Here is a 24,132-nt window from a genome sequence, read left to right as displayed (position 1 = left end):
GCAAGTGCGCCACGCGCTGCATGTTTTCGTTGCCTGACACCGGTCGCGCGCGTTGCGAGCGCGCGTGCGGCGGTGTGCCTGAACCCGGAGAACATCCCGTCAGACGCGTGGCACAAGAAGATGCCTTGGACATATGACCTCACATGAAGCGTGGCGTACTGGATCGGCCGATCCGGCCAGCACCCACGAGGCCATCATGTGAAGTTTGTGATCCTGCCAGTTCGGCAATTGACGGCGTCACGCGGGGATTTGTCCGATCACCCCGTCAAGGTCAGTAACGCCTCGTCCGATCCAAGAAATGATGCACTGCGATGACACGCATGATGACGCGCTGGGTGTCGGCCGGATTGACCGGCGGCACCGTCAACCGAGAGTCAACATGCAAAAGTCGTCGTTTCACACGCGAAGCCATTCACGTCAGCCAAGGCGGGCTCATGCGGGCGGCGCTGCCGACGCGCTTCGCCATATCGGACAACACCGTGGGGCCCAGACCTGGACGGCAAGTTTGCGATGGGTGAAGCCCATGCGCACCGCGCGCGTGCCCGCGTCACCGGCATCGCTTGCGCCCCCGGCCGTATCGGCGCGCGTGCGGGCCACCACTGATACGGCCAGATCGGAGGGGTGGAAGACGTTACTTATGGGGGCGGCACTGCTGAGTGTTGCTTGCCCAGTGGTGGTGGCGCGCAGCATGCCGAGTTACCGTGGCAGCGCCAGATCGCGCGACGGGGCGTCCGTCAACAGCGATTTCGATATGGCCATACGCCAGCGCTACCTGCCTGCCACAGTGACTGCCACGGTGCCATCAGTGTCCGTTTCGCGCCTGCTGGGCGAGATGCCCGGTGATGCGGCAACGCTTACCCGGCCGACGCATCCACCCCAAGGGCCCCGTGTGCCGCGCGCACTTCGTGCGGCAGGCGCCAACGACACCATCGTCACCGCAGGGGCCGCGTCGCTGCTGAGTCAAGACTGGCTCAGTCGCGGCAACCTGACCGATTTTCTCGATGGCCCCCCGTTCGCCGCATTTCTGACGGAATTCTGCGGCGAGGCGACGGCGGGCGAAAGTGCCGATCGGTTGAAAACGCGCGAGTCGGCGTTGCTCACGCTATATCGTTGCCTGCGACCGGCCGCCGAGCCCAATCGCTCGCCGTGGGACGCTGCGAACTTCGTTTCGACGGCCTTTGACGCATTGGTCACCCGCGCGGGTATTTCGTTGGGATATGGCGCTCGTTGGTCGTCCATGCAAGACGACCCGACGTTTGTTCAGGCGACCTTCGTACGCGTACTGACGGCGATGATCTGGCCGGTACACGGCGACGATCCGACGATGATTCCTGCGTCGCTGCGCAGACAGTGGCTGACCTGGCTGCATCCCGATCATCAGCGGCAAACTTGCGAAATCGAGCGTGATGCCCGAAATGGCGAAAGTACGTTCGCGGTGGGTGTGCCCGACGCTCACTTGCTGCGGGCGCGGCTTGGTGACTGGGTATTTGGCAGCGAGCGCTGGGACCTTGGCGATGCGCGTTCGTGGGTGTATCGGACGGTGGGGGCGCTGATCGATCCGACGCTCGGCCTGCACGGCAGCATGGGCACGATGCGAGTGGGCGATTTGCCGTGGGCGCTTACCCGCATCGGCATGACGATGGCCGGGCCGGACGCCTGGCAGATGTCGCCGCCGGAATTGACAGCGTTGGCCATGACGGCTTACGAGAGTGCGATCGAGAGCGCCAACGACAACGGCACGGCCATCGAAACGTTTTTCCATATCAATGCCGAGCCGATTCTGCTTCATGCCCACGCACAGGGACTAATCGACCTGCGAGATGCAGGCTTACCCGTCGCGACTGCCATGCAGTCGGCTATCGACGCGTTCGACGAGCGCATGCATCCGGTTTTCGGCGCGCCGGTTGCCAATGGCATGGAGGCATTGCGCGGTGAGTTGCCAACGCGCAAGGCGATACTGTCGCGCGAACTAGCCAAGCAGCTGCCGGAGGACGAATCGGTGTACTTCGCCGTTGACGAAGGGCCGCCGAGTATTCAGAACAGCGCTTCGCGGCTGCTTGTGAAGGCGGGCGCGAAGTTGCTCAGGGCGATGCGTGGAGACTGCGTCAAGCCCGGTGATCCGATTGCCATGGAAGACCTGATTCTCGATGGCTGCATGGACGACATCGACCGTATCGACCCCGAACTGAGCGAGCGATTGCGCAACGCAGGGCTTGATTCCGATGGGCTCACGGAGCGCTTTGACGCCGAGTTCGCTGCCAGTGTGAAACATGCCCGGGACACGATTCTGCTGCCCGCGCTTGAGGGGCTGGTGAGGGCGCTTTCGCCGGACGATTTTCGCCATTGGACGTGCGGAGCGTGGCAGATCCGTGTGCCCAGCGTGAAGATGATCGTGCCTTTGGCCGCTGCGAGTTCCAATACGCGGCGACATTTTGTCGGCGAGCCCCGGACGGAAATCGTCAATAGGGAAGCGACGAATGTGGTGTTCGTCGATGCCACGATGGGCGGGATAACACGGCACTTCGCAGTGACGCTGTCGGCGTTGAGAATCTCGGCCTATGACGGACGTACCGAAGCGTGGCTGCGGGCTTCGCCAGAAACGCTCTTCGGTCCGGCGGAAGGTGCGCCGAAGCTCACGCAAGGCGATATGGCTACGTACCGTACGATCGCGCCGGAGGCAGACACGCCGCACGAGTCACCGACGCTTGCCGTGGCCCGGGAGTTCGGTGCGCGGCTAAAGGCATTCAGGGACGGGGCTTACGGCAAGACGCCGACCGAAGCGCATCGGGAGGCTGTCCGACGTGCGGTGCTCGGTTTTATTCCGTTCTATAACTGCGTTGATGACGTGACGTCGGGGAGTTACCGCATTGCGTTGCTCGACTGCGGCATCGATGTTGCCAGCGCCATTCCGCTGGTACACGCGGCGGTGATGGCCGAGAGGGCGGTGTTGCAGGTGAGCAGGACGCTGGTCGGGGCCGTGCTTGAAGAGGTCTCGCAGAATGTCGTTCGCCGTGCCGGTCTGGCGGGGGGATTTACACGTGTGTTGTCCGACCCGGCGGTGTCCGTCGCCATCGACGTCGCCAATGCGCAGTTCAAACACACCGGCGTGGCGCTCGCACGATTTGCCGACCCGGGTGTGGAACTCGGTGTGAGGGGCATGCTTCGTCTGCCGGGATTCGGGCGTCGCTGGTTGATGCGTATCGGCAGTCTGCCGCTTCTTTCGCGCGTGGCCGATCGGTGGGGGCGTGATGCGGATCGCGGCGCTGTCTTCCTGCATCGGGATGGGGTCTGGTATGTGTCACCTGCGCAGGCGGGTGAGTTGCGTGCGAGCGGTGCGGGTTTGGGCGGCGGCGAGACGCTGGCGCTTGCCAGTCTGGGTGAGCGCGAGCACGTCGTAGTTCGGCATGACGGGGAGGGCGTACGTCTCGCGAATCCGCACACGGGGAAAGCTTATGGCCCATGGCTCGGCATCGATGATGCGGACCGGCTCACGCGGGGCAGGCAAGAGAACGTCGCGTCGCACGACGGGCGCATCGAAGCGCCGCGCGAATCTGCCCCGTGCGTTGCGCCGGTGGCCGGTGCGCGGGTACGTCGTGCGCCACCGTCGCTGCTGACGGCATGTGACGTCCTGATCGGACAACCCGAACTGCGCATTCAAACACCTCAATTCGCAGGGTCTCCCGAGTGCCGCAGGCGCGACCTCAACGGCCGGTGGCAACGGATCGATCTCAATGATGTCGCGGTGCGCGCGACGCGTGTCGAATGGCCGACGGCAGGCATTCACGACGACTATTGGCTTGTGGGGAACGCCATCATGTGGCGTGCAGGAGGGCTTGGGCCGACCGCGCCATCGCGAGAAATCGGCAGGCTGAAAGCCGGGCTTCAGCCAGTGGGCACGGCGCTGCCACTGAGTGGGCATGTGCGCGTCGCGTTTCACGTCGAGCTGGACGACATTCGCGATGCCGAGCATGTGCGACGGCGAATGCGGCTGCGTGCGGCAATCGCTGCCCAACCGCGGCCGAGCCAGGGGCGACGGGTTCTGGAAGATACCGTTGAGATTCAGATGGCACTTCCCTATGCGGAGGCGATCGACGCGACAGGCGAGAGTTTTGGCGTTGTGATGACCCGCCACCGTGCGTACCGTTTCACCATTCCGCCAAACAGCAACAGAGCGTTCAGTGTGGCGCTGGGGCGCATGACACCTCAGGACGTCGCCAGATTTGAGGCCACACAACGGATGTCGGAGGGCATGTTGACTGTGCGCGAAGTCAATGGTCAACCGATGCTGAGTCGCTTGCGCGACGTTGAGACGCCAACGCTGACGGCGCGCGTCGACAGCATGTTCTCGCGGGCTGAAGCGATGCTGGGCGATGCGCGCGCAGCGCTGCTCGCGCCGCTGTCCGCCGACGTACTGGCCGTGCTCGAGCGCTTTGTGCCGGGTAGCGCGCCGGCGCTTGCCGACGCGTTGCGCAACGCCTTGCATCGTTTGGACACCGGGCTGCAACTGGCTTCAGCGCGGCGTCGGGACGTCATCGGTGTGATGGAGAATACCGATGGGTCCATCGCCGAGGCGCTGGCCGGTGCGTTGGAACAGGCCGATCTGATCCCGCATCTGGGGCGGCCGGTCATCGGCTTCGATACCTCGTCGCTGGCCGGGTATTCTCGGGAGGTCATGGCGTCGACACTGCTGCACGAAGTGAGCCACGCCTCACTGCGAACGAGCGATTCGCTGGTGAGCGCCGGCCCCAGTCTTTATGCCGGTTACATGCCGGCGTTGCCCGCTCAGGACGCGCTGGCGGATATCGAGGGCATGGACGACGTCGTGGCGCAGGGCGAGCTCGCGTGGGACGCCGTCATGCGGGACACCAACACGCCGCGCGACACGCTGCTGGCGCGTGATCGGATCGTGTACGACGGGCTCGTCATGGAGGTTAGCGAGTTGCTGGGGCAAACCGGGTCGGACGCGGTTGCCCGCGTGGTGGGGCATGCCTCCTCGCTCGAACACCTGATCGGTTTGTTGGCGTACACGCATAATCCGGCGCAACGCGTGCGCGTCGGCGATTTTCTGGATGGCGGTACGCTATATCAGCGCTATACCCCGGGACATACCCCGTGGAATCGCCAGACAGCGTACGACTGACGCCGCACCCTGACATTCCAATGATGTCCAGCCGGCGGGTGGGCGGGGGGCAGTGAGAGCGCGGCGGTTTACCGCCCGTTCTTGAACAGTCTCGGGAAAGTGGCTATAATCGCGAGTTCTGCAACCTTGCTGCACTGATCTGACGCTCAGGCGGCTATTTCCAAAAGGAGCTACATATGCGTCACTACGAAGTCGTATTTATTGTTCACCCCGATCAAAGCGAGCAAGTGCCTGCGATGATCGAACGCTATCGCGGCATGGTGACGGCCAAGGCTGGTCAGATCCATCGCGTCGAAGACTGGGGCCGTCGTCAACTGGCTTACATGATCGAGAAGCTGGCCAAGGCTCACTACGTTTGCATGAACATCGAGTGCGACCAGGACACCCTGGACGAACTGGAACATGCATTCAAGTTCAACGACGCCGTTCTGCGCCACCTCGTGGTTCGCATGAAGAAGGCCGAGACCGCCCCGTCGCCGATGATGAAGGAAGTGGCCCGCGAAGAAGCCAAGAAGGCTGCCGCGACGCCCGTCACGGAAGCTGCCGCTTCGTAATTAGCGCACCGGAACGCATCAGGGCGCCATTGGAACCATCGACCGCGTGAATCGCTTACGGCTAGAAGCCAGCATCGTCGAAATCGGCACGCTGCGCTATACCCCAGCCGGGCTTCCCGTGATCGACGTGACTCTGGCCCATGCGGGAACAACCGAAGAAGCGGGCATTGCCCGCCAGGTCGAGTTCTCGATTCCGGCAGTTGCGATCGGTCCCATCAGTGCCAAAGTGATGGCATTGGGACTCGAGAAACCGGCTCAGTGGGCTGGGTTCCTCGCCAAGAAGCATCGCAATAGCCGAACCCTGGTGTTTCACATCACAGCATTGCAAGAGTTTGAAAAGGATTGTTGAACATGCCGCGTCCTAACGGTAAAAACAAGAAGTTTGATCGCCGTCGCCAACAGCAAAACCCGCTGTTCAAGCGCAAGAAGTTCTGCCGCTTCACCGTTGCCGGTGTCGAGCAGATCGATTACAAGGATGTCGAAACGCTGAAGGACTTCATCGGCGACAACGGCAAGATCACCCCGGCTCGCCTGACGGGCACCAAGGCGCACTACCAGCGCCAACTCGATACGGCTATCAAGCGCGCGCGTTTCCTGGCGCTGCTGCCGTACACCGATCTGCACGGTGCTTAATCGCCAGTCGACGAAGGAGAATAGATAATGCAAGTGATTCTGCTGGAAAAAGTCGTCAACCTGGGTAACCTGGGCGACATCGTGAAGGTCAAGGATGGTTTCGCACGTAACTTCCTGATCCCGAACAAGAAGGCTCGCCGTGCCACGAAGGACGCGATCGCCGAATTCGAAGTTCGCCGCGCCGAACTGGAAAAGGCTGCTGCTGAGAAGCTGGCCGGTGCACAAGCCGAAGGCGAAAAGCTGTCGGGTCTGACCGTGCAAATCACGCAGAAGTCGGGTGTTGACGGCCGTCTGTTCGGTTCGGTCACCAACCACGACATCGCTGAAGCCCTGGCTGCTCAAGGCTTCAAGATCGAGAAGATGCAAGTGCGTCTGCCGAATGGCCCGCTGAAGACCGTGGGCGATTTCCCGGTTCAGGTCGCGCTGCACACCGACGTCGTCGTCGATGTGACCATCTCGGTCCTGGGCGAGCACGCCTAACTATTACGCGTCAGCTTCCCGACGCGTTGAAAAGACGGAAGCCGGTCCGCCGGCTTCCGTTTTTTTATGTCCGTCTGTTCTGTCCGTGCAGTTTTCGTTGCTGCACAAAGATCACTGCTGTGATTGCCCGTCTGATCTCGCTCCCGCCGACCGCCTTCCGGTTGCGCGTTCCGTTCCACGTTCGTTACGTTCGATAGCTCCGACTTATGCTGCCTCCCGGGAAACTGCTGGACAAATCTCGTTCGGGAAAATCGTCGCGCAAGCGAGAATTTTCCGGTCAGGATCGCGACAATGGCGGATCGCACGAGCACGGTATAATGCCCGGCATGAACGCGCCCGATCCCCAGCTCGACTCCCTGAAGGTGCCGCCGCACTCCATCGAAGCGGAACAATCCGTGCTCGGCGGGTTGCTGCTCGATAACGGCGCCTGGGATCGTATCGGCGACTTTCTTTCCGAATGGGACTTCTACCGCTTTGACCACCGGCTGATTTATCAGCATATCGGCCGGCTCATCGCGAGCGATCGTCCTGCCGACGTCATCACCGTCTTTGAATCGCTCACGAGTGCAGGCAAAGGCGAAGACGTCGGTGGTCTGGCTTACCTGAACGCCCTCGCACAAAACACGCCGAGTGCGGCGAACATTCGCCGTTACGCCGAAATCGTGCGCGACCGGGCGGTGCTTCGCAAACTGGTGACGGTTGCCGACGAGATCGCTTCCGACGCTTTCAACCCGCAAGGCAAGGAAGTGCGGCAGATGCTCGACGCGGCCGAGGCGAAAGTGTTCGCCATCGCCGAAGAAGGCTCGCGCAGTGCCACCGGCTTCCTCGAACTGCAACCGCTGCTCACGCAAGTGGTGGAGCGCATCGACGAGCTGTACCACCGCGAAGGCGGTAGTGACATCACGGGTATTCCGACCGGCTTCGTCGATCTTGACCGCATGACGTCTGGCTTCAACGGTGGCGATCTGATCATCGTGGCCGGTCGCCCGTCGATGGGTAAGACGACCTTCTCGATGAACATCGGCGAGCATATCGCCGTGGAAGAAGGGCTGCCTGTCGCCGTGTTCTCGATGGAAATGCCGGGGACGCAGCTGGCCATGCGTATGTTGGGTTCGGTGGGGCGCCTCGATCAGCATCGGTTGCGTACCGGCAAGCTGGTCGATGAAGACTGGCCGAAGCTCACGCACGCGATGCAGAAGATGAACGAGACGCAGCTTTTCGTCGACGAGACGCCTGCGCTCAACCCGATGGAATTGCGAGCACGTGCGCGCCGTCTGGCGCGACAGTGCGGCAAGCTCGGGCTGATCATCATCGATTACTTGCAGCTCATGAGCGGTTCGGGCAACGGTGAGAACCGGGCGACTGAAATTTCCGAAATTTCGCGCTCGCTCAAGGGACTCGCCAAAGAACTGAACGTCCCCGTGATTGCGCTCTCGCAGCTCAACCGAAGTCTCGAACAACGCCCGAACAAGCGCCCGGTCATGTCCGACCTGCGTGAATCGGGCGCCATCGAACAGGATGCCGACATCATCCTGTTCATCTATCGCGACGAAGTGTATAACCCCGATACGCCCGACAAGGGCACCGCCGAGATCATCATCGCCAAGCAGCGTAATGGTCCTATCGGTGCGGTTCGCCTGGCGTTCATCGGTGCGTACACCAAGTTCGACAATCTGGCCGGCCCCCAATACTGACGCGAAATTACTGCCTGTTTGAGAAGGCGTGCGGTGACGCACGCCCGCAACAGGGTAGAATGTGACGTTTTTGTGTCGACCAGTCCCCACTCAATACCCGGAGTTTCCCAATAATGTTCGGTCGCTTCATGCCCACCGAGGGCAAGTTCTTTGACCTGTTCAACCAGCACGCGGAGTGCATGATTGCCGGCAGCCGAGAGCTTGCCGCCATGCTCAACGACCTGCCGAACGCAGAGTCCCGTACCGTCGCCGTGCAGAACAGCGAAAAGAAGGCGGATCGCATCACGCACGAGACAATCGACCTGATGCACAAGACGTTCATCACGCCGTTTGATCGCGATGAGATCCATAAGCTGATCAGTACCATGGACGACATCCTGGATCTGATGGAAGACGTGGCGACGGCCGTCTGGATGTACGACATCAAGAGCGTGCCCACCGAGGCACGTCAGCTCGGCGAGATCTGCGTGAAGTGCTGCGAGCGCGTGCAAAGCGCCGTGGCACTGCTCAACGACATGGATCGTGCCCGCGACATTCTGAAGTTGTGCGAAGAAATCGACGGTCTCGAATCGGAAGCCGACCGCCTGCTGCGCGGTTCGCTCTCGAAGCTGTTCCGCGAAGAAGCCGATGTGAAAGAGCTGATCAAGCAGAAGGCTGTGTCGGAATTGCTCGAGTCGGTGACCGACAAGTGCGAAGACGTTGCCAACATCATCGAAGGCATTGTGTTGGAAAACGCCTGAGCGGAGACGATTGATGGCAACGCTTCACATCAGCCTCTGGCTGGTCGGACTATTGGTCGCGCTGGCGCTTCTGTTCGACTTCATGAACGGCTTCCACGACGCCGCCAACTCGATCGCTACGGTGGTCTCGACGGGCGTGTTGAAGCCGCATCAGGCGGTGGCTTTTGCCGCCATGTTCAACATCATCGCGCTGTTCGTCTTTCACCTGAAAGTCGCGGCGACGGTGGGTAAGGGCACGGTCCACCCGGAGATCGTCGATCACTATGTGATCTTCGGTGCACTGGTCGGGGCGATCGCCTGGAACATCATTACCTGGTACTACGGCATTCCGTCGAGCTCCTCGCACGCCCTGATCGGTGGTCTGGTCGGTGCGGCAGTGGCCAAGGCGGGTACGGGTTCGCTCGTCGCGAGCGGCCTGCTGCAAACCGTCGCGTTTATTTTCGTGTCGCCGCTGCTCGGCTTCGTGCTTGGCTCGTTCTTCATGCTGCTGGTGTCGTGGCTGTTCTTCCGAACGCCACCGGCACGGGTCGACCGCTGGTTCCGTCGCCTGCAACTGGTTTCGGCCGGGATGTATAGCCTCGGGCACGGCGGTAACGATGCGCAGAAGACCATCGGCATTATCTGGATGCTGTTGATCGCTGCGGGCATGTGGCCGCAAGAAGCGGCTGAACCGCCCCTGTGGGTGATCGTCGGCTGCTATCTGGCCATCGGTCTGGGAACGATGTTCGGCGGCTGGCGTATCGTGCGCACGATGGGTCAGAAGATCACGAAGCTCAAACCGGTCGGCGGCTTCTGCGCCGAGACGGGCGGGGCGTTCACGCTGTTCTTCGCGTCGTGGCTCGGCGTGCCGGTCTCGACGACGCACACGATTACCGGCGCCATCGTCGGTGTCGGCGCCACGCGTAAGCTCTCGGCCGTGCGCTGGGGTGTGGCAGGTAACATCGTGTGGGCTTGGGTGCTCACCATTCCGGCGTCGGCATTCATTGCCGCCATCGCCTGGTGGGTCGGCAAGCAGATCCTGTAAGGTCAGTTCCTGCAAAACAAAAAAGCGGCTTCGGCCGCTTTTTTGTTGCCCGTCGTGCGTGACGTGGTTGGCATTGCGATGGCCTATCGGCCTCATCGCGATAATCAATTTCAATAGCTAATTGCAATTGATTATTATTTGCTCATAGTGTTTTATTGCCCAACGAAGGAGGCCAACATGACCACGATGATTCAACGTTCGCTGCGTATTCGCCCGCTGGCTACCCTGATGGGCGTCGCCATTAACGTCGGTGGCGCCGCAACGCTGCTTTCGCATTTGCACTGATCTAACAAGACAGGCCAAACGGGGTGCAATACCTCGTCGGCCGGAAGTCGTTACATCGAGCTGTTGGCGAAGCGGGCGATGGGATCGTCGTCTTGAGCGGGCGGCGGGGCCAGATTGGCCGTGCGGTTCGGCGGTGCCACTTGCGGTGTTTCGAGCGGCGAGGGCGTTGCTGAGGTCAGCGGCCGGTTCGGTGTGGTGTTCATCGGGACCGTGGGCAACGGTGCGGCTGCCGGCGTCTGTGCTGCCACCGTATCCGGTGCGGTACGGTTCACGTAAGTCGTATTGCCCGCCGGTGCTTTGTTGGCCGCCACGCGCCGAACGCCATCGATGCGGCGCGCCCAGTACGGGATGTACAGGCTTTCCAGCCGTACCGTCCCGCCCGTATTCGGCGCGTGCACGAATTTCCCCTGACCGACATAGATGCCCACGTGCGAGTGGGCGCGTCCCGTCGTATTGAAGAAGATGAGGTCGCCGGAGGCGAGATCGTCTCGTTCGAGCGGCGTGCCGATGCTGCTCATGTCGGCGGTTGTACGCGGCAGGTTCACACCGGCGGCGCGCGCCACCACATAACGAACCAGACCGCTGCAATCGAAACCGGAATCCGGCGTATTGCCGCCGTAACGGTAAGGAATGCCGACGAGGCTCATCGCCTCGATCGTGATTTCTTCCTGCCCGGCGCTACGCTCGGGGCCCATCGTGCGGTTGCCGAAATTGGCGTTGCTGCCTTGGCGAACGCTGGGGCCGGAGGAGCACGCCGCGACCAGTACGGTGACGGCCAGCGCGGCGACGCAACGTCCCGACAACCACGCCAGTGACGGCAGCGTATGCGCACGCGGCAATGCCGGGTGTGCGGCGGTGGAGCGATGAATGCGGAAGGGGCGCTGGATTCGCATGCGCCGAGTTTACGACGCTTACCGGGCGAATGCATCGCATAAGTGCCGAAATCCGGACTTTTTGTGGCGTCGAGGTCACAAAACAGGCAATTCCAGCGCGATTTTGTCAGCGCAACGTCATGAATGCTGCGACTCGACTGCGGGAATGGCTGAGGTGATGGCGCATTCGGCATCGTTTCAACACACATAAAAAACGGCGCCCGAAGGCGCCGTCGTCTGCGAGTGAAGCTTCGCCAGCGTTACAAGATTTCCGCTGCGTAATCGGCCAGGCGCGAACGCTCACCGCGAGCGAGCGTCACGTGACCACTGTGACCCCAGCCCTTGAAGCGATCCACGACGTAGGTCAGCCCGGAGCTGCCTTCGGTCAGATACGGCGTGTCGATCTGTGCGATGTTGCCCAGACAGATCAGCTTGGTACCCGGGCCCGCGCGCGTCACAAGCGTCTTCATCTGCTTCGGCGTCAGATTCTGCGCCTCATCGATGATGACGAACTTGTTCACGAACGTGCGGCCGCGCATGAAGTTCATGCTCTTGACCTTGAGTCGCGAGCGAATCAGTTCCTGCGTGGCCGCGCGGCCCCATTCACCAGCAGAGTCGTCGGTCTTTTGCAGCACTTCGAGGTTGTCGTCGAATGCACCCATCCACGGTTGCATCTTCTCTTCCTCAGTGCCCGGCAGGAAGCCGATATCTTCACCGACGGGCACGGTCGCGCGCGTGATGATGATCTCGTTGTAGCGCTTCTCGTCGAGCGTCTGCGCCAGACCGGCCGCCAGCGCCAACAGCGTCTTGCCTGTACCCGCCTGACCCAGCAGCGTGATGAAGTCGATTTCCGGATTCATCAGCAGGTTCAGCGCAAAGTTCTGCTCGCGGTTGCGCGCCGTGATGCCCCACACATTGTTCTTGTGGTGACCGTAGTCGCGCAGCGTCTGCAACAACGCCGTCTTGCCGTTGATCTCGCGTACCTGAGCGTAGAACGGCGCTTCGCCGTTATTCGTCTCGAGATACACGAACTGGTTGATGAGGAAGCTCGTGCACGACGGCCCGGTGATGCGATAGAACGTGGTGCCGGTGCGGTTGTCCTGCCAGCTTTCCATGCCCTTGCCGTGCTTCGTCCAGAAGTCCGGCGGCAGGGACATCACGCCCGAGTAGAGCAGATCGCTGTCCTCGAGCACCTTGTCGTTGAAGTAGTCCTCCGCCGGCAGACCGAGTGCATGCGCCTTGACGCGCATGTTGATGTCTTTCGACACCAGCACGACCTGACGATCGCGGAACTTGTCCTGCAAGGCACGTACGACGCCCAGAATCTGATTGTCGGCCTTGCCCTGCGGCAGCCCTTCGAGCGGCGGCGGTTCGGGCAGGTCGGTCTGGAAGTACAGGCGGCCCGTAGCGTCCTTGTTGCCAAGGCGCGAGAGCGGAATGCCCTCGGACATCGACTTTGTGCCGCTTTCAGCGACCAGCCCGTCGAGCGTGCGGCTCACCTGACGCGCATTGCGCGCCACTTCCGACATGCCCTTCTTGTGATTGTCGAGCTCTTCCAACGTCATCATCGGCAGATAGACGTCGTGCTCTTCAAAGCGGAACAGGCTGCTCGGGTCGTGCATGAGCACATTCGTGTCGAGCACGAAGAGCTTGGCCGGTTCCAGGTCTTTCACGCGCGCGCGTTTCGCGCCGTTGGTCGGTGCGGGCGCCTTCACCGCCTTGAGCGGCGTATTCGCGCCTGACGGGTCGGCCACAGGTGCCGAACGCGGCGAGCGTGCAACAGCGGGTGGCGACTGAGGTGCAGTCTGCGCCACGGGTGACGTCGTGGGGACGACCTTCAATTCGGCCGTACCAGCCGCACCAGACGATTCGCCCAGTGCATGTTGTTCAGACGAGGGGATCGGTTTCTTGGCCTCCGTGCGCGAAGGTTTGAGGCGAGTGGGGAATTGTTCCGGGGCAAGCAGCGTGCCCGGTTTGGTCGGCGCCGATGGCAATGGCATAGATTTCCCGTTCAAGAAAACACAACACTACTCGGCCGGGACAGACCGCAATACATCACATCCCGGCAACAAAAAAGCCGCCTGCCCGGACGCACCGGAGAGGCGGCTTGGCTGAAGGCGCCGCCGTGGCGACGCCTGCAATAGTCTCGTTCAATGCGCTTGATCATTACGACCGACTATAACGTCTCTGACGGTGCTTGTATAGCGTCGAATCACCTGACTGGCGGCGTCGTCGGCGCTTTGGCAACACGTGCGTGAATAGCGCTCGGACGCTGACGCTCAGGTCGGCCGGACACCGCCCGGCACCGCTCGGTCAACACTGAAGCAACACCACATCGGCGCAACGCCGACGTGTTTTTTCGCCCTCAGAGTGCCTTGACGGCAGCGAGCACATCGCTGACGTGGTCCGGCACGCGCACGCCACGCCATTCCAGACGCAGCACACCTTTTTCGTCGATCACGAACGTACTGCGCTCGATCCCCATATGTTCTTTGCCATACAGTTTTTTCAGCTTGATGACACCGAACAACTTGCACACCGCTTCGTCGCCATCGGAGATCAGCGGGAAGGGCAGTTCGAGCTTGCGCTGGAAGTTCTCATGCGAGCGCAGGCTGTCGCGCGACACGCCGACGATCTGCGCACCGGCCGCCTGAAATTCAGCATAGCTATCGCGGAAGTTCATGCCCTCGGTGGTGCAGCCGGGCGTGTTGTCCTTCGGATAGAAATAGATCACGACCTTCTGGCCACGATGGGCCTTGAGCGAGAAGTCGCCGCCAGTGGCCGGTGCGGTGAAGTCAGGCACGAGAGTGTCGATGGCTACCGTCACGTTGGTCTCCTTGGGGTGGCCGTTCACGGCCGGAAAAGGGAATCTGGGGAATCTGAGGGATCGGGAGAAAGCGGGTTCAGGCGGCTGCCTGGCCCTCGAGAATCAAGTCGCCCGAGCGGCCCTGAACTTCGCCCCACACCACCGGACGTGCCGGCAGGCTGGCGAGATCGAGCGTCTCGTAGTACTGACCCATGGTCACCAGATCATGCCCCTGGCGACGCCATCCGGCCAGCACTTGGCGGAACAGTGGGGCAAGCTTCTGACCTTCAAGTTCCGCGTGCAGCGTGAACACGTGATCTTGCGCCGGATCGCGAGTCAGGGCAAGCAGGTGTTCGGCCACGGCATTCGCGTCGCGGTCATCGACGCCGAGCAGTTCGTCGACCGTCGGCAGCGTCGTGGGCATCTGCACGTGGTTCAGGCGCACGCCGTCGACGATTGGGTAATGCGGTGCGTGGCCGCGCCCGTCGGACGAATACTTCATGCCCCAGGCATCGATCTGGCGAAACGCGTGGCTGTTCATCTGCCAGCCGGCCGCGCCGTGCGTCACCGGCGGTGCGCCGAAGATCTGGCCGAAGCGGGCATAGGCTTGCGACATCTGGCGTTGCGTCCAATCGGCGTCACGTCCGCGCACATTGTCTTGCCAGTACGTGTGGTCCCACGTGTGAATGCCGGTCTCGTGGCCGGCGGTCTGCACGGTGCGCATGACGTCGGCCGCGCGCAGGCCGATATCGGGCCCGGGCAGCAGCGTGCCGTACATCAGTGTCTTGAAGCCGTAATGTTCAACCACCGACGTGCGCGACACCTTCTTCAGAAAGCCGGGACGGAAGACGCGTTTGAGCGCCCAGCCGGTATGGTCTGGCCCTAGGCTGAACAAGAAGGTGGCCTGCGCCTGATGCTCTGCCAGCGCGGCGAGCAGGTTGGGCACGCCTTCGCGGGTGCCGCGCAGGGTGTCGACGTCGATCTTCAGGACAATCTTGGCCATGGCCGTCCTCGTGTGGGGCATCGTGGCACGCCGGGTGCCCGATGTGGCGGATGCCGCGAAAACATCAGATGCGCACGCGATGCCCGGGCAATTCACGAGTCATTCGCGGGAAATGCGCAGACATTACGCCAGCATTACGCGGGAAATACCGAGTCAAAAACGCCCGATGCGCCAGGGGCGCACCGGGCGTGCAGTGCGATTCGTGCAACGAGACCCGCCACCATAGGCAAGCGGGTCTGATGCTTACTCGACCAGTCGGCGAGCTTCGGCGACGTGGCCGCGATACGCTTCAAAGATCTTGCGCAGGGCGTCGTCCATCGTCGTGGTCGGTGCCCAGCCCAGTTCCTGCATCGTGTTTTCGATCTTCGGCACGCGGTTCTGCACGTCCTGATAGCCGGTGCCGTAGTAGGCGTCCGACGACGTTTCGACGATCTGAACCTTCTTGGCCGTCTCGGCGTACTCAGGGAATTCGCCGGCCAGCTTCAGCATCATGTTGGCCAGTTCGCGCACCGAGAAGTTGTTCTTCGGGTTGCCGATGTTGTAGATCTTGCCGCTGGCAACGTTGTTCTTGTTGTCGATGATGCGCACGAGCGCGTCGATACCGTCATCGATGTCCGTGAACGCGCGCTTCTGGCTGCCACCGTCGACCAGGCTGATGTTCTCGCCACGGGCGATGTGACCCAGGAACTGCGTGACCACGCGCGACGAACCTTCCTTCGGCGTGTAGATCGAGTCCAGGCCAGCGCCAATCCAGTTGAACGGGCGGAACAGCGAGAAGTTCAGGCCTTCCTGCATGCCGTAGCCCCAGATCACGCGATCCATGAGCTGCTTCGAGCAAGCGTAAATCCAGCGCGGCTTGTTGATCGGGCCGTAGATCAGCGGCGAGTTTTCCGGGTCGAATTCGCCGTCGGTGCACATGCCGTAGACCTCTGAGGTCGACGGGAACACCAGATGCTTGCCGTACTTCACGGCCGAGCGCACGATCGGCAGGTTCGCCTCGAAGTCGAGTTCGAACACGCGCAGCGGTGCCTTCACGTAGGTTGCCGGCGTTGCAATGGCCACCAGCGGGAGAATCACGTCGCACTTGCGAATGTGGTACTCGACCCATTCCTTGTTGATCGTGATGTCGCCTTCGAAGAAGTGCATGCGCTCGTGGTTGATCAGATCGCCAAGGCGGTCCGTGAGCATGTCCATGCCATAAACTTCCCAGTCGGTCGTCTCCAGGATGCGTTTCGACAGATGGTGGCCGATGAACCCGTTGACACCGAGAATCAGGACTTTTTTCATATTACGGTCAGTGATTGAGCTGGGAAAACTGTGTCGGCGTGACAACCTTGCCGTCCAGCGTTAGTTCATGAATGACGAGGGCATTTCCGTCGCCGCAAACGCCAAGGAGCGCATTATCCACTACTTGCACGCCGCAGGGCAAACCGGCGGGGGCGGGCGCCCGTGACAGGCGGGCTCGCGTGACCACCCAGCGGCGCTCGCCGACGTCGGTAAATGCGCCCGGATACGGCGGGGCGACCGCACGAATCAGGTTATAGACCTCGACGGCAGGCTTCGTCCAGTCGATACGGCCGTCTTCCGGCTTGCGGCCGCCAAAATAGCTGCCTTCGGCCAGATTGTTGGCATGGCGGGGCGCCGTGCCCGCCAGCAGCGCCGGCAGGCACCGCCAGAGCGTCTGCTCGGCGGCTACCGTGACTTTCTCGAACACCTCGCCCGCCGTGTCGTCCGGCAGGATGGGCACCGACGTCTGGTCGATGATGGCGCCCGCGTCCGGCTTGAGGGCCATTTCGTGCAGCGTGGCACCCGTTTCTGTTTCGCCCTTCAAAACCGCCCAGTTCACCGGCACGCGGCCGCGATACTTCGGCAGCAGCGAGCCGTGCATGTTGAACGCCCCCTTCGGGGCGATCGCCAGCACCGGCACCGGGATCATGTGGCGGTAGTAGAACGAGAAGATGAAATCCGGTGCCACGGCGGCAATCTGTGCCGCCAGCGCGGGATCGGCCGGATCGTCGGGGGTGACGACCGGGATGCCGTGCTCGGCGGCAACCGAGGCCACGCTGCCGAACCAGATGTTCTCGTTCGGGTTGTCCTGATGGGTCACCACGAGCGCGACGTCGACGCCGCGTGCGAGCAGCACTTGCAGGCAGCGCACGCCGACGTTGTGATACGCGAATACGACAGCTTTGGAACTCATGACGTGTGTAATTTCCGGGACTGTCAACGTGCGCCCGTGCGATGGGCGGGGCTGTCCGAAGCGGCGTCCTGTGCGGTGTCAGAGCCCAACTCCGTCGCGCCGGCGGCTGAACTGTTCGAGCCCGTCGAGCCCGTCGAGCCCGTCGATCCATTCGACAGGGCCGCCGTGGCGGCGCCGCGGCCCGATTGCTCTTGCAGCACGGCTTGCACCAGATAGCGCGGACGCTGACGCACCTGCTGATAGATTCGGCCGATGTACTCGCCGAGCAGGCCCATGCCGAACAGAATCACGCCGAGCAGGCAGAACGTGACGGCAAACAGGGTGAATACACCTTGAACTTCCGAGCCGAACAGGAAGCGGCGTGCCATCAGCACGACGAACAGCACGCCCGAGGCGGCGGACAACGTAATGCCCACGCCCGAGAGCCATTGCAGCGGCACCACCGAGAAACCGGTAACCAGATCGAAGTTCAGGCGAATCAGGCTATAGAGCGAGTATTTCGACTCGCCCGCAAAGCGTTCTTCGTGGGCGACGTGCACTTCGGTCGGGTTCTGCGCAAACGTATAGGCCAGCGCCGGGATGAACGTGTTGATCTCGCGGCACTGATTGACGGTGTCCACGATATGGCGGCTGTAGCCGCGCAACATGCAGCCCTGATCGGTCATGCGGATGCGCGTGATGCGCTCGCGCAGGCGATTCATGAGGCGCGAGGCATTCCGGCGGAACCACGTGTCCTGACGGTTCATGCGGATCGTGCCCACATAGTCGTGACCGGCGGCCAGTTGATCGACCAGCTTGCCGATTTCTTCCGGCGGGTTCTGGAGGTCGGCGTCGAGCGTGATGACCCATTCGCCACGCGTGTGCTCGAAGCCCGCCAGAATGGCCATGTGCTGGCCATAGTTGCCGTTGAACAGTACGACGCGCGTCACGTCCGGGCGCAGGCGGTACTGTTCGGCAAGAATGGCGGCCGAGCGGTCGCGGCTGCCGTCATTGACGAACACCACTTCGTAGGTCAGCCCCAGTTGGTCGAGCGCCGGGTACAGCCGGGTGAAGAGGGCGGCGAGGCCAGCCTCTTCGTTATAAACCGGGATGACGACGGAGAGTTGTGGATGAGTCATTTTTGATGATTGGCGCTAATGGCGTTGACGGCGTCGCAAACGCGCGCGACGTCGTCGTTCGTCATGGCAGGGAACAGGGGCAGTGTGAGGAGCGAGCGACCCAGACGCTCGGTCTGCGGGAACTGCCCTTCGTGATGCCCAAGTGCCCGATACATTGTAAACAGGTGGATGGCGGGATAGTGTACGCCGCTGCCGATGCCGGCCGCTTTGAGCTTTTCCATGAAGTCGGCGCGGCTGATCGTCAGGCGATCCAGCGGCAGTTCGACCTGGAACATATGCCAATTCGAGTTCTCGAAATCAGCAGGCGGCAGGCCAAGGCCCAGCGCGGCGGCCGGACCGTTCGCGAGGCCCTTGAAATACAACTGGGCGAGTTCGGTACGGCGGCGGTTGAATTCGGCGAGATGCGGCATTTGGCCCACCCCGACACGCGCGGCGACGTCGGTCAGGTTGTACTTGCCGCCGAGCACGTCGACATCCATGCCGTCCATGCCGATACGCGTCACGCCTTGCAGGCGGTACTTCTCGGCCAGACGCGCTTCGTCCTCGTTGTTGAACACGAGGGCGCCGCCTTCGATCGACGTCAGGTTCTTGTTCGGATGGAAGCTGAACGAGATCAGATCGCCGAACGCGCCGATGCGCTTGCCCTTCCAGGTCGAGCCCATGGCTTGCGCGGCATCTTCGATCACGCGCAGGTTGTGGCGGCGGGCGATGTCGTACAGACGATCCATATCGACCGGCAGCCCGGCGAGATAGACGGGGATGATGGCGCGCGTCTTGGGGGTGATCGCTTTTTCGAGCAGATCGAGATCGATGTTGCGCGTGGCCGGATCGACATCGACGAACACGGGCGTGGCGCCCACTTCGAGAATGACGTTCGCGGTGGCCACCCACGACAGCGGCGTGGTGATGACTTCGTCACCGCTTTGCACGCCGGCGATGCGCAGGCCGATTTCCAGCGTGGCCGTGCCCGAATTGAACGTGCGCACGGGGCGCCCGCCGAAAAATTCGGACAACGCTTGTTCGAAGGCCTTTACTTGCGGGCCCGAGGTGATCCAACCCGAACGCAGCACTTCGGTGACGCCCGCAATGGTCGCGTCGTCGATGCTGGGCCGCGTGAACGGCAGGAACGGTTGATTGGCAGTGGAGGTCGCCGATTCGCTCATGGTAGTAGACAAGGCCTCAGGTAAGCGGCGCAGAGCTTAGCTGCGCGCAAGAATATAAACACCGACCAGAATGATGCCGATGGCGATGACACGCTGCATCGACAGGGTCTCGCCGAACAGGTACCACGCGGCAAATGCGTTCACCACGTAGCCGAGCGAGAGCATCGGATAAGCAATCGAGACTTCAACGCGCGAGAGCGCCAGAATCCACACGACGACGCTGATGGCATAGCACACCAGACCGCCCATGATAGGCACCTGCGTGGCGAGCTTGATGCCGATGGGCACGATGTTGGCGCGCGTGAATTCAAGCGCGCCGATGGAGTTGGCACCTGCCTTGAGCAACAGCTGGGCGCACGCGTTGAGCAGCACGCCCGTGAGAATAAGGGAAAACGTAGCGAGATTCATGGAACGTTTGTGAACGTTTGTGAATAATTATGGATGGTGTTCCTTGGCTGATCCTTAGGCCGCGCCTGCTGGCGCACGGCCCAAACGGCCCGGGTCACACCCCTGTCGATTTCAATAGTCCTGCGCACGCACCGACACTTTTCCGAAGGCAGGGGCTCCCCGCGAACCCCGTGCCTGATAATTTCGGATGATGAGACGAATGCTGCGGCCGGTAGTCGAACCGGCGCTTGAAACGCACTATAAACGCGCTATTTTACGTTGTCTTGCGGAAGTGGTTTGCTAATAACAACGCGCCGGGCGTCGCGGGCGATGACACGCATGGGCAAGTGCTCGGCCTCAAGCTTGCCGAAGGTGTCCGGATCGACCAGCGCAAGCGCCTTCGGATCGGTTCGCCAGCGCGTGTAGAAGTCGGCCAGCGTCGGCAGCCACTTCTGTGGCTCCTGCTTTACGCCGAATTCGAGTTCGTCCGGGTGCTGGACCATGATCATATCCGTGCCGAGATAGAACGGCATGGTGTGATCGAGCACATTGACCGAATAGAACGGGGTATCGGGCCCGAGTCGCTGCATTTCTGCCTTGATGGCCGGCACCAGCAGCACGCCCGAGCTTTGCCGCCCGAAGACCTCGTGGCCCATGCCGCCGATGGTCGTGAGCAGCAACATGGCGGTGGCGAACATGATGACGGCCCGGCGGGCGCTATGGCGCGCGAGCCGCCACGCGACCAGCGTGCCTACCAGCCCGGCGCCCAGCGCGAAATACAGCCAGATCTGGAACGCCTTGTACAACTCGTTGGGGTTGCGCACGCTGCCCGAACGGCCGACGAAGATTGCCACCATGACGAGTGCCGCGATCAGAAACACGGCATACCCGGCCAGATGCCCACGCAACTGGTCGCGGCGCATCTGCGCCAGATACAGGCCGAACAGCAGGGCCATGGCCGGCGCGATCGGCAGCAGGTACGAGATCAGCTTCGAGTGCGAGACGCTGAAGAAGACAAAGATGAAGATCGACCACGTCCACATCAGCACGGCCGGCGCGAAGCCGTTGGGCTGACGGGGCATGCGCCACGTGGCGCGTACGGTGCCGGGCAGGATCGACAGCCACGGCAGGAAACCCACGAGGAACACCGGCACGAAGTACCAGAGCGCGCCGTCGCGGTTATGGCCTTCCTCGGCGAAGCGGCGGAAGTGCTCGTTGATGAAGAAGAAGTCGAAGAACTCGGGGTTGCGCATCTGCACGAGCACGAACCACGGCGCCGCGATCAGGAAGAACACGATCAGGCCGCTGCCGAGGTACAGGCGCTTCCACAGCGCCCAGTCGCGCGCGACGAGCGTGTAGAGGACGAGCACGGCACCGGGCAGCACGATGCCCACAAGCCCCTTGCTCAATACCGCAAGCGCCATGGCGGCCCAACACAGCCACATCCAGCCGCGCACCGACGGGCGGGGCAGTCCGGGACGTTGCGCGAGCAGCAGGGCGCACAGCGACAGCCCCATGAAGAACGACAGCCCCATGTCCAGCACGTTGAAGTGCCCGAGCAGCGCCCACAGCGGGGCGCTTGCCAACGCGGCGGCGGCAAACAGGCCCACACGCGCGTTGAACACGCGCCGGCCGGTGTAGCCGACCATCAGCACGCCGGCGAAGCCGGTCAGCGCCGTCCACAGTCGTGCTTGCCACTCACCCAGACCGAATGCCGCAAACGTGAGCGCATTCATCCAGGTTTGCAGCGGCGGCTTCTCGAAATACTTGTAGCCGTTGTAGCGCGGCGTGATCCAGTCGCCCGTCGTCCACATCTCGCGCGCCATTTCGGCGTAGCGGCCTTCGTCGCTGGCGATCAGGTGGCGATAATCGAGCATGCCGAACCATACGAGGGCAAAGCCGATGAGCAGCGTCCAGAACGCGGCGGGCGACAGTGGGTACGGCGTGGCAGGAGAAAGGGCAGGGGGCGTCGGCGCGTGAGCGGCAGGCAGCCCCGGGTTCCCGGATTTGGCGGGGGCGCGGGTCACTCAGGCGTTCCGTTGTCGACGAGCACGACCAGCACGACGCGGCGGCCTTCACTCATCAGAATGTTGTAGGTGCGGCAGGCCGCTTGCGTGTCCATCGAATCGACGCCGATGCGCGTGCTGGTCAACGAGGCGGTGAGGCGCGGGTGGGCGAAGCGCAGCCGCTCGCCGCTACCGAAGATCACGACTTCCGGGTCGAGGGCGCGCAAGGCTTCGAAATGAGCCGGTTCGAGCGCATCGAACGCCGACACCGGCCAAGCCTGAATCTCGCCCTCGGGCGCGACGATCACACTGTGGTTGTGACGCGTCTTGTTGATCTCGATATAACCCGGTCCGTAGCCGGTGACCGTGTTCAAGGCTTGCGAGGGGTCTTGGTGCAGTTTCACTTTCGGAGATTCCCTACCGGATGCGGACGGAATGGATAAGGGATAGAGACGGAGTGGCAGCAGATCGCTTGATGAACAGAACGGATTTGTACGCTCGGCGCGGTCGGGCATCTTGCCTCGCGTGGCGGAAACCGTCAATGATGCATTGCCGAACTCTGTCATAATTGGCTAAATTATAGCTTTTTGCCGTACGCAGCACGGCAAACCGTTGCAGTGCGGCATTTGCGACACCGGAACCGGGGACATCGGGCATTTTGCCTGAGGATAGCCGGTCCGCTCAAATCCCGCCTGCGGTCCCAGCGTTGCGCAAGAGGTCGGCATGCCCGCCGTCCGTCAAGCCAGTCAAGCTAGTCAAGCCAGACAAGAATAACGACCGCCGTGAAACCGATCCTCAAATCGCAGAAATTGCAGAATGTTTGCTACGACATTCGTGGGCCCGTGCTTGAACATGCCAAACGCATGGAAGACGAGGGTCATCGCATCATCAAGCTGAACATCGGCAATCTGGCGCCGTTCGGCTTCGAGCCGCCCGATGAGATCGTGCAGGACATGATCCGCAACCTGCCGAACTCGGCCGGTTACTCCGATTCGCGGGGCGTATTCGCGGCGCGCAAGGCGATCATGCATTACGCCCAGCAGAAGGCCATCAAAGACGTGCAGCTCGACGACATCTACCTCGGCAACGGGGCGTCCGAGCTGATCGTCATGGCCATGCAGGCACTGCTCAACGACGGCGATGAAGTGCTGGTGCCCGCACCCGACTATCCGCTCTGGACGGCCGCCGTGAGTCTCTCGGGCGGCACGCCCGTGCACTACGTGTGCGACGAGCAGGCCGACTGGCAGCCCGATCTGGCCGACATTCGCAAGAAGATCACGCCGAACACGCGCGCGATCGTTGTTATCAACCCGAACAACCCCACTGGCGCGCTCTACACCGACGAAGTCCTCAAGGAAATCGTCGCCTTGGCGCGCGAGCACAAGCTGATCATCTACGCCGACGAGATCTACGACAAGATCATCTACGACGGCGCGACCCACACCTCGCTGGCCTCGCTCTCCGAAGACGTGCTCACCATCACGTTCAACGGTCTGTCGAAGAGCTATCGTGCGTGCGGCTACCGCGCGGGCTGGATGATCGTGTCCGGCGACAAGCGCCCGGCGCGCGACTATATCGAGGGGCTCAACATCCTCGCGTCGATGCGCCTGTGCCCGAACGTGCCGGGCCAGTACGCGATTCAGACCGCACTGGGCGGCTATCAAAGCATCAAGGACCTGATCGTGCCGGGCGGACGCCTGTACGAGCAGCGTGAGATCGCGCACCGCATGCTCACCGCCATTCCCGGCGTGACGTGCGTGAAGCCCAAGGCGGCGCTGTATCTCTTCCCGCGTCTCGATCCGGCGGTGTACCCCATCGCCAACGATCAGGAGTTCATCCTCCAGTTGTTGCTCGAAGAGAAGGTCCTGCTGGTGCAGGGCAGCGGCTTCAACTGGATGCACCCCGACCATTTCCGCGTAGTGTTCCTGCCTCACGAGGGCGACCTGGAAGATGCCATCAGCCGCATTGCCCGCTTCCTTGACGGTTATCGCCGTCGCCACGGCAAGTGATGCGCACCAACCGATTTC

At 62.1% G+C, this 24,132-nt stretch carries 20 protein-coding genes; 9 read left to right on the top strand and 11 right to left on the bottom strand.

Going from position 1 to position 24,132, the window contains the following annotated elements; all coding sequences use genetic code 11:
- Nucleotides 1–523 precede the first annotated feature (523 nt).
- The 8 genes from AT302_RS14605 to AT302_RS14570 all read left to right on the top strand — a co-directional run bounded on the left by AT302_RS14605 (nt 524) and on the right by AT302_RS14570 (nt 10,265).
- Nucleotides 524–5,140 (top strand): hypothetical protein, encoded by a 4,617-nt coding sequence (locus AT302_RS14605; RefSeq protein ID WP_157125792.1) that lies wholly within the window; start codon nt 524–526, stop codon nt 5,138–5,140.
- Nucleotides 5,141–5,316: 176 nt separating this feature from the next.
- On the top strand, nt 5,317–5,694 hold the full coding sequence (gene rpsF, locus AT302_RS14600; protein ID WP_058379043.1) for a 30S ribosomal protein S6: 378 nt from the start codon (nt 5,317–5,319) through the stop codon (nt 5,692–5,694).
- A gap of 46 nt (nt 5,695–5,740) precedes the next feature.
- On the top strand, nt 5,741–6,043 hold the full coding sequence (gene priB, locus AT302_RS14595; protein ID WP_058379042.1) for a primosomal replication protein N: 303 nt from the start codon (nt 5,741–5,743) through the stop codon (nt 6,041–6,043).
- 2 nt (nt 6,044–6,045) lie between these two features.
- Complete coding sequence (gene rpsR / locus AT302_RS14590; RefSeq protein ID WP_010803800.1) at nt 6,046–6,327, top strand: 30S ribosomal protein S18; 282 nt, start codon at nt 6,046–6,048, stop codon at nt 6,325–6,327.
- 27 nt (nt 6,328–6,354) lie between these two features.
- Complete coding sequence (gene rplI / locus AT302_RS14585) at nt 6,355–6,807, top strand: 50S ribosomal protein L9 (RefSeq protein WP_058379041.1); 453 nt, start codon at nt 6,355–6,357, stop codon at nt 6,805–6,807.
- A gap of 326 nt (nt 6,808–7,133) precedes the next feature.
- Nucleotides 7,134–8,501 carry a replicative DNA helicase gene (locus AT302_RS14580; RefSeq protein ID WP_058380343.1) on the top strand — a complete coding sequence of 456 codons (1,368 nt, stop codon included), beginning with the start codon at nt 7,134–7,136 and terminating at the stop codon, nt 8,499–8,501.
- Between the two features lie 113 nt (nt 8,502–8,614).
- Nucleotides 8,615–9,241, top strand: a complete 627-nt coding sequence (locus AT302_RS14575) for a DUF47 domain-containing protein (protein WP_058379040.1) — start codon at nt 8,615–8,617, stop codon at nt 9,239–9,241.
- 13 nt (nt 9,242–9,254) lie between these two features.
- Complete coding sequence (locus AT302_RS14570) at nt 9,255–10,265, top strand: inorganic phosphate transporter (protein WP_058379039.1); 1,011 nt, start codon at nt 9,255–9,257, stop codon at nt 10,263–10,265.
- Between the two features lie 335 nt (nt 10,266–10,600).
- Here the strand turns inward: AT302_RS14570 and AT302_RS14565 are convergent, their stop codons facing one another.
- From AT302_RS14565 to AT302_RS14515, 11 genes are all read right to left on the bottom strand, one after another.
- Nucleotides 10,601–11,443 (bottom strand): C40 family peptidase, encoded by an 843-nt coding sequence (locus tag AT302_RS14565; RefSeq protein WP_084656243.1) that lies wholly within the window; start codon nt 11,441–11,443, stop codon nt 10,601–10,603.
- 239 nt (nt 11,444–11,682) lie between these two features.
- Nucleotides 11,683–13,422: a PhoH family protein gene (locus AT302_RS14560; protein WP_058379038.1), complete on the bottom strand. Its 1,740-nt coding sequence runs from the start codon at nt 13,420–13,422 to the stop codon at nt 11,683–11,685.
- A gap of 365 nt (nt 13,423–13,787) precedes the next feature.
- Nucleotides 13,788–14,249, bottom strand: coding sequence for a peroxiredoxin (locus AT302_RS14555; RefSeq protein WP_058379037.1), 462 nt, complete (start codon nt 14,247–14,249; stop codon nt 13,788–13,790).
- Between the two features lie 76 nt (nt 14,250–14,325).
- A complete protein-coding gene (locus tag AT302_RS14550) occupies nt 14,326–15,231 on the bottom strand; it encodes a polysaccharide deacetylase family protein (protein ID WP_058379036.1) in 906 nt (301 codons plus the stop codon).
- Between the two features lie 243 nt (nt 15,232–15,474).
- Nucleotides 15,475–16,518: a bifunctional UDP-4-keto-pentose/UDP-xylose synthase gene (locus tag AT302_RS14545; protein WP_058379035.1), complete on the bottom strand. Its 1,044-nt coding sequence runs from the start codon at nt 16,516–16,518 to the stop codon at nt 15,475–15,477.
- Nucleotides 16,519–16,525: 7 nt separating this feature from the next.
- Nucleotides 16,526–17,431, bottom strand: coding sequence for a formyltransferase (locus tag AT302_RS14540; RefSeq protein ID WP_058379034.1), 906 nt, complete (start codon nt 17,429–17,431; stop codon nt 16,526–16,528).
- A gap of 23 nt (nt 17,432–17,454) precedes the next feature.
- Nucleotides 17,455–18,549: a glycosyltransferase gene (locus AT302_RS14535; RefSeq protein ID WP_237171933.1), complete on the bottom strand. Its 1,095-nt coding sequence runs from the start codon at nt 18,547–18,549 to the stop codon at nt 17,455–17,457.
- Nucleotides 18,546–19,712: a DegT/DnrJ/EryC1/StrS family aminotransferase gene (locus AT302_RS14530; protein WP_058379033.1), complete on the bottom strand. Its 1,167-nt coding sequence runs from the start codon at nt 19,710–19,712 to the stop codon at nt 18,546–18,548. The genes AT302_RS14535 and AT302_RS14530 overlap by 4 nt, the downstream gene beginning before the upstream one ends.
- Nucleotides 19,713–19,748: 36 nt before the next feature.
- Complete coding sequence (locus AT302_RS14525; RefSeq protein ID WP_058379032.1) at nt 19,749–20,120, bottom strand: SMR family transporter; 372 nt, start codon at nt 20,118–20,120, stop codon at nt 19,749–19,751.
- A 248-nt stretch (nt 20,121–20,368) separates the two neighbouring features.
- Nucleotides 20,369–22,126 (bottom strand): glycosyltransferase family 39 protein, encoded by a 1,758-nt coding sequence (locus AT302_RS14520; protein WP_084656242.1) that lies wholly within the window; start codon nt 22,124–22,126, stop codon nt 20,369–20,371.
- Nucleotides 22,123–22,509 carry an Mth938-like domain-containing protein gene (locus tag AT302_RS14515; protein ID WP_058379031.1) on the bottom strand — a complete coding sequence of 129 codons (387 nt, stop codon included), beginning with the start codon at nt 22,507–22,509 and terminating at the stop codon, nt 22,123–22,125. Before AT302_RS14515 ends, AT302_RS14520 begins: the two co-directional genes overlap by 4 nt.
- 378 nt (nt 22,510–22,887) lie before the next feature.
- On the opposite strand from AT302_RS14515, the gene AT302_RS14510 reads away from it, so the two are divergent.
- Nucleotides 22,888–24,114 (top strand): pyridoxal phosphate-dependent aminotransferase, encoded by a 1,227-nt coding sequence (locus tag AT302_RS14510; protein ID WP_167365805.1) that lies wholly within the window; start codon nt 22,888–22,890, stop codon nt 24,112–24,114.
- Nucleotides 24,115–24,132 lie beyond the last annotated feature (18 nt).

The organism is Pandoraea norimbergensis, assembly GCF_001465545.3.
Taxonomy (GTDB): Bacteria; Pseudomonadota; Gammaproteobacteria; order Burkholderiales; family Burkholderiaceae; genus Pandoraea; species Pandoraea norimbergensis.
The sequence above is the reverse complement of the archived record's forward strand: the minus strand, read 5'-3'. Positions and strand labels throughout refer to the sequence as shown.

Excerpts from the sequence above, each read along its gene's own strand:
- AT302_RS14535 (WP_237171933.1), bottom strand. The coding sequence starts at position 18,549 with ATGACTCATCCACAACTCTCCGTCGTCATCCCGGTTTATAACGAAGAG.
- AT302_RS14550 (WP_058379036.1), bottom strand. The coding sequence starts at position 15,231 with ATGGCCAAGATTGTCCTGAAGATCGACGTCGACACCCTGCGCGGCACC.
- AT302_RS14580 (WP_058380343.1), top strand. The coding sequence starts at position 7,134 with ATGAACGCGCCCGATCCCCAGCTCGACTCCCTGAAGGTGCCGCCGCAC.
- rpsR (WP_010803800.1), top strand. The coding sequence starts at position 6,046 with ATGCCGCGTCCTAACGGTAAAAACAAGAAGTTTGATCGCCGTCGCCAA.
- AT302_RS14575 (WP_058379040.1), top strand. The coding sequence starts at position 8,615 with ATGTTCGGTCGCTTCATGCCCACCGAGGGCAAGTTCTTTGACCTGTTC.
- AT302_RS14525 (WP_058379032.1), bottom strand. The coding sequence starts at position 20,120 with ATGAATCTCGCTACGTTTTCCCTTATTCTCACGGGCGTGCTGCTCAAC.
- AT302_RS14530 (WP_058379033.1), bottom strand. The coding sequence starts at position 19,712 with ATGAGCGAATCGGCGACCTCCACTGCCAATCAACCGTTCCTGCCGTTC.
- rpsF (WP_058379043.1), top strand. The coding sequence starts at position 5,317 with ATGCGTCACTACGAAGTCGTATTTATTGTTCACCCCGATCAAAGCGAG.
- AT302_RS14570 (WP_058379039.1), top strand. The coding sequence starts at position 9,255 with ATGGCAACGCTTCACATCAGCCTCTGGCTGGTCGGACTATTGGTCGCG.
- AT302_RS14560 (WP_058379038.1), bottom strand. The coding sequence starts at position 13,422 with ATGCCATTGCCATCGGCGCCGACCAAACCGGGCACGCTGCTTGCCCCG.
- rplI (WP_058379041.1), top strand. The coding sequence starts at position 6,355 with ATGCAAGTGATTCTGCTGGAAAAAGTCGTCAACCTGGGTAACCTGGGC.
- AT302_RS14565 (WP_084656243.1), bottom strand. The coding sequence starts at position 11,443 with ATGCGAATCCAGCGCCCCTTCCGCATTCATCGCTCCACCGCCGCACAC.
- AT302_RS14545 (WP_058379035.1), bottom strand. The coding sequence starts at position 16,518 with ATGAAAAAAGTCCTGATTCTCGGTGTCAACGGGTTCATCGGCCACCAT.
- AT302_RS14605 (WP_157125792.1), top strand. The coding sequence starts at position 524 with ATGCGCACCGCGCGCGTGCCCGCGTCACCGGCATCGCTTGCGCCCCCG.
- AT302_RS14540 (WP_058379034.1), bottom strand. The coding sequence starts at position 17,431 with ATGAGTTCCAAAGCTGTCGTATTCGCGTATCACAACGTCGGCGTGCGC.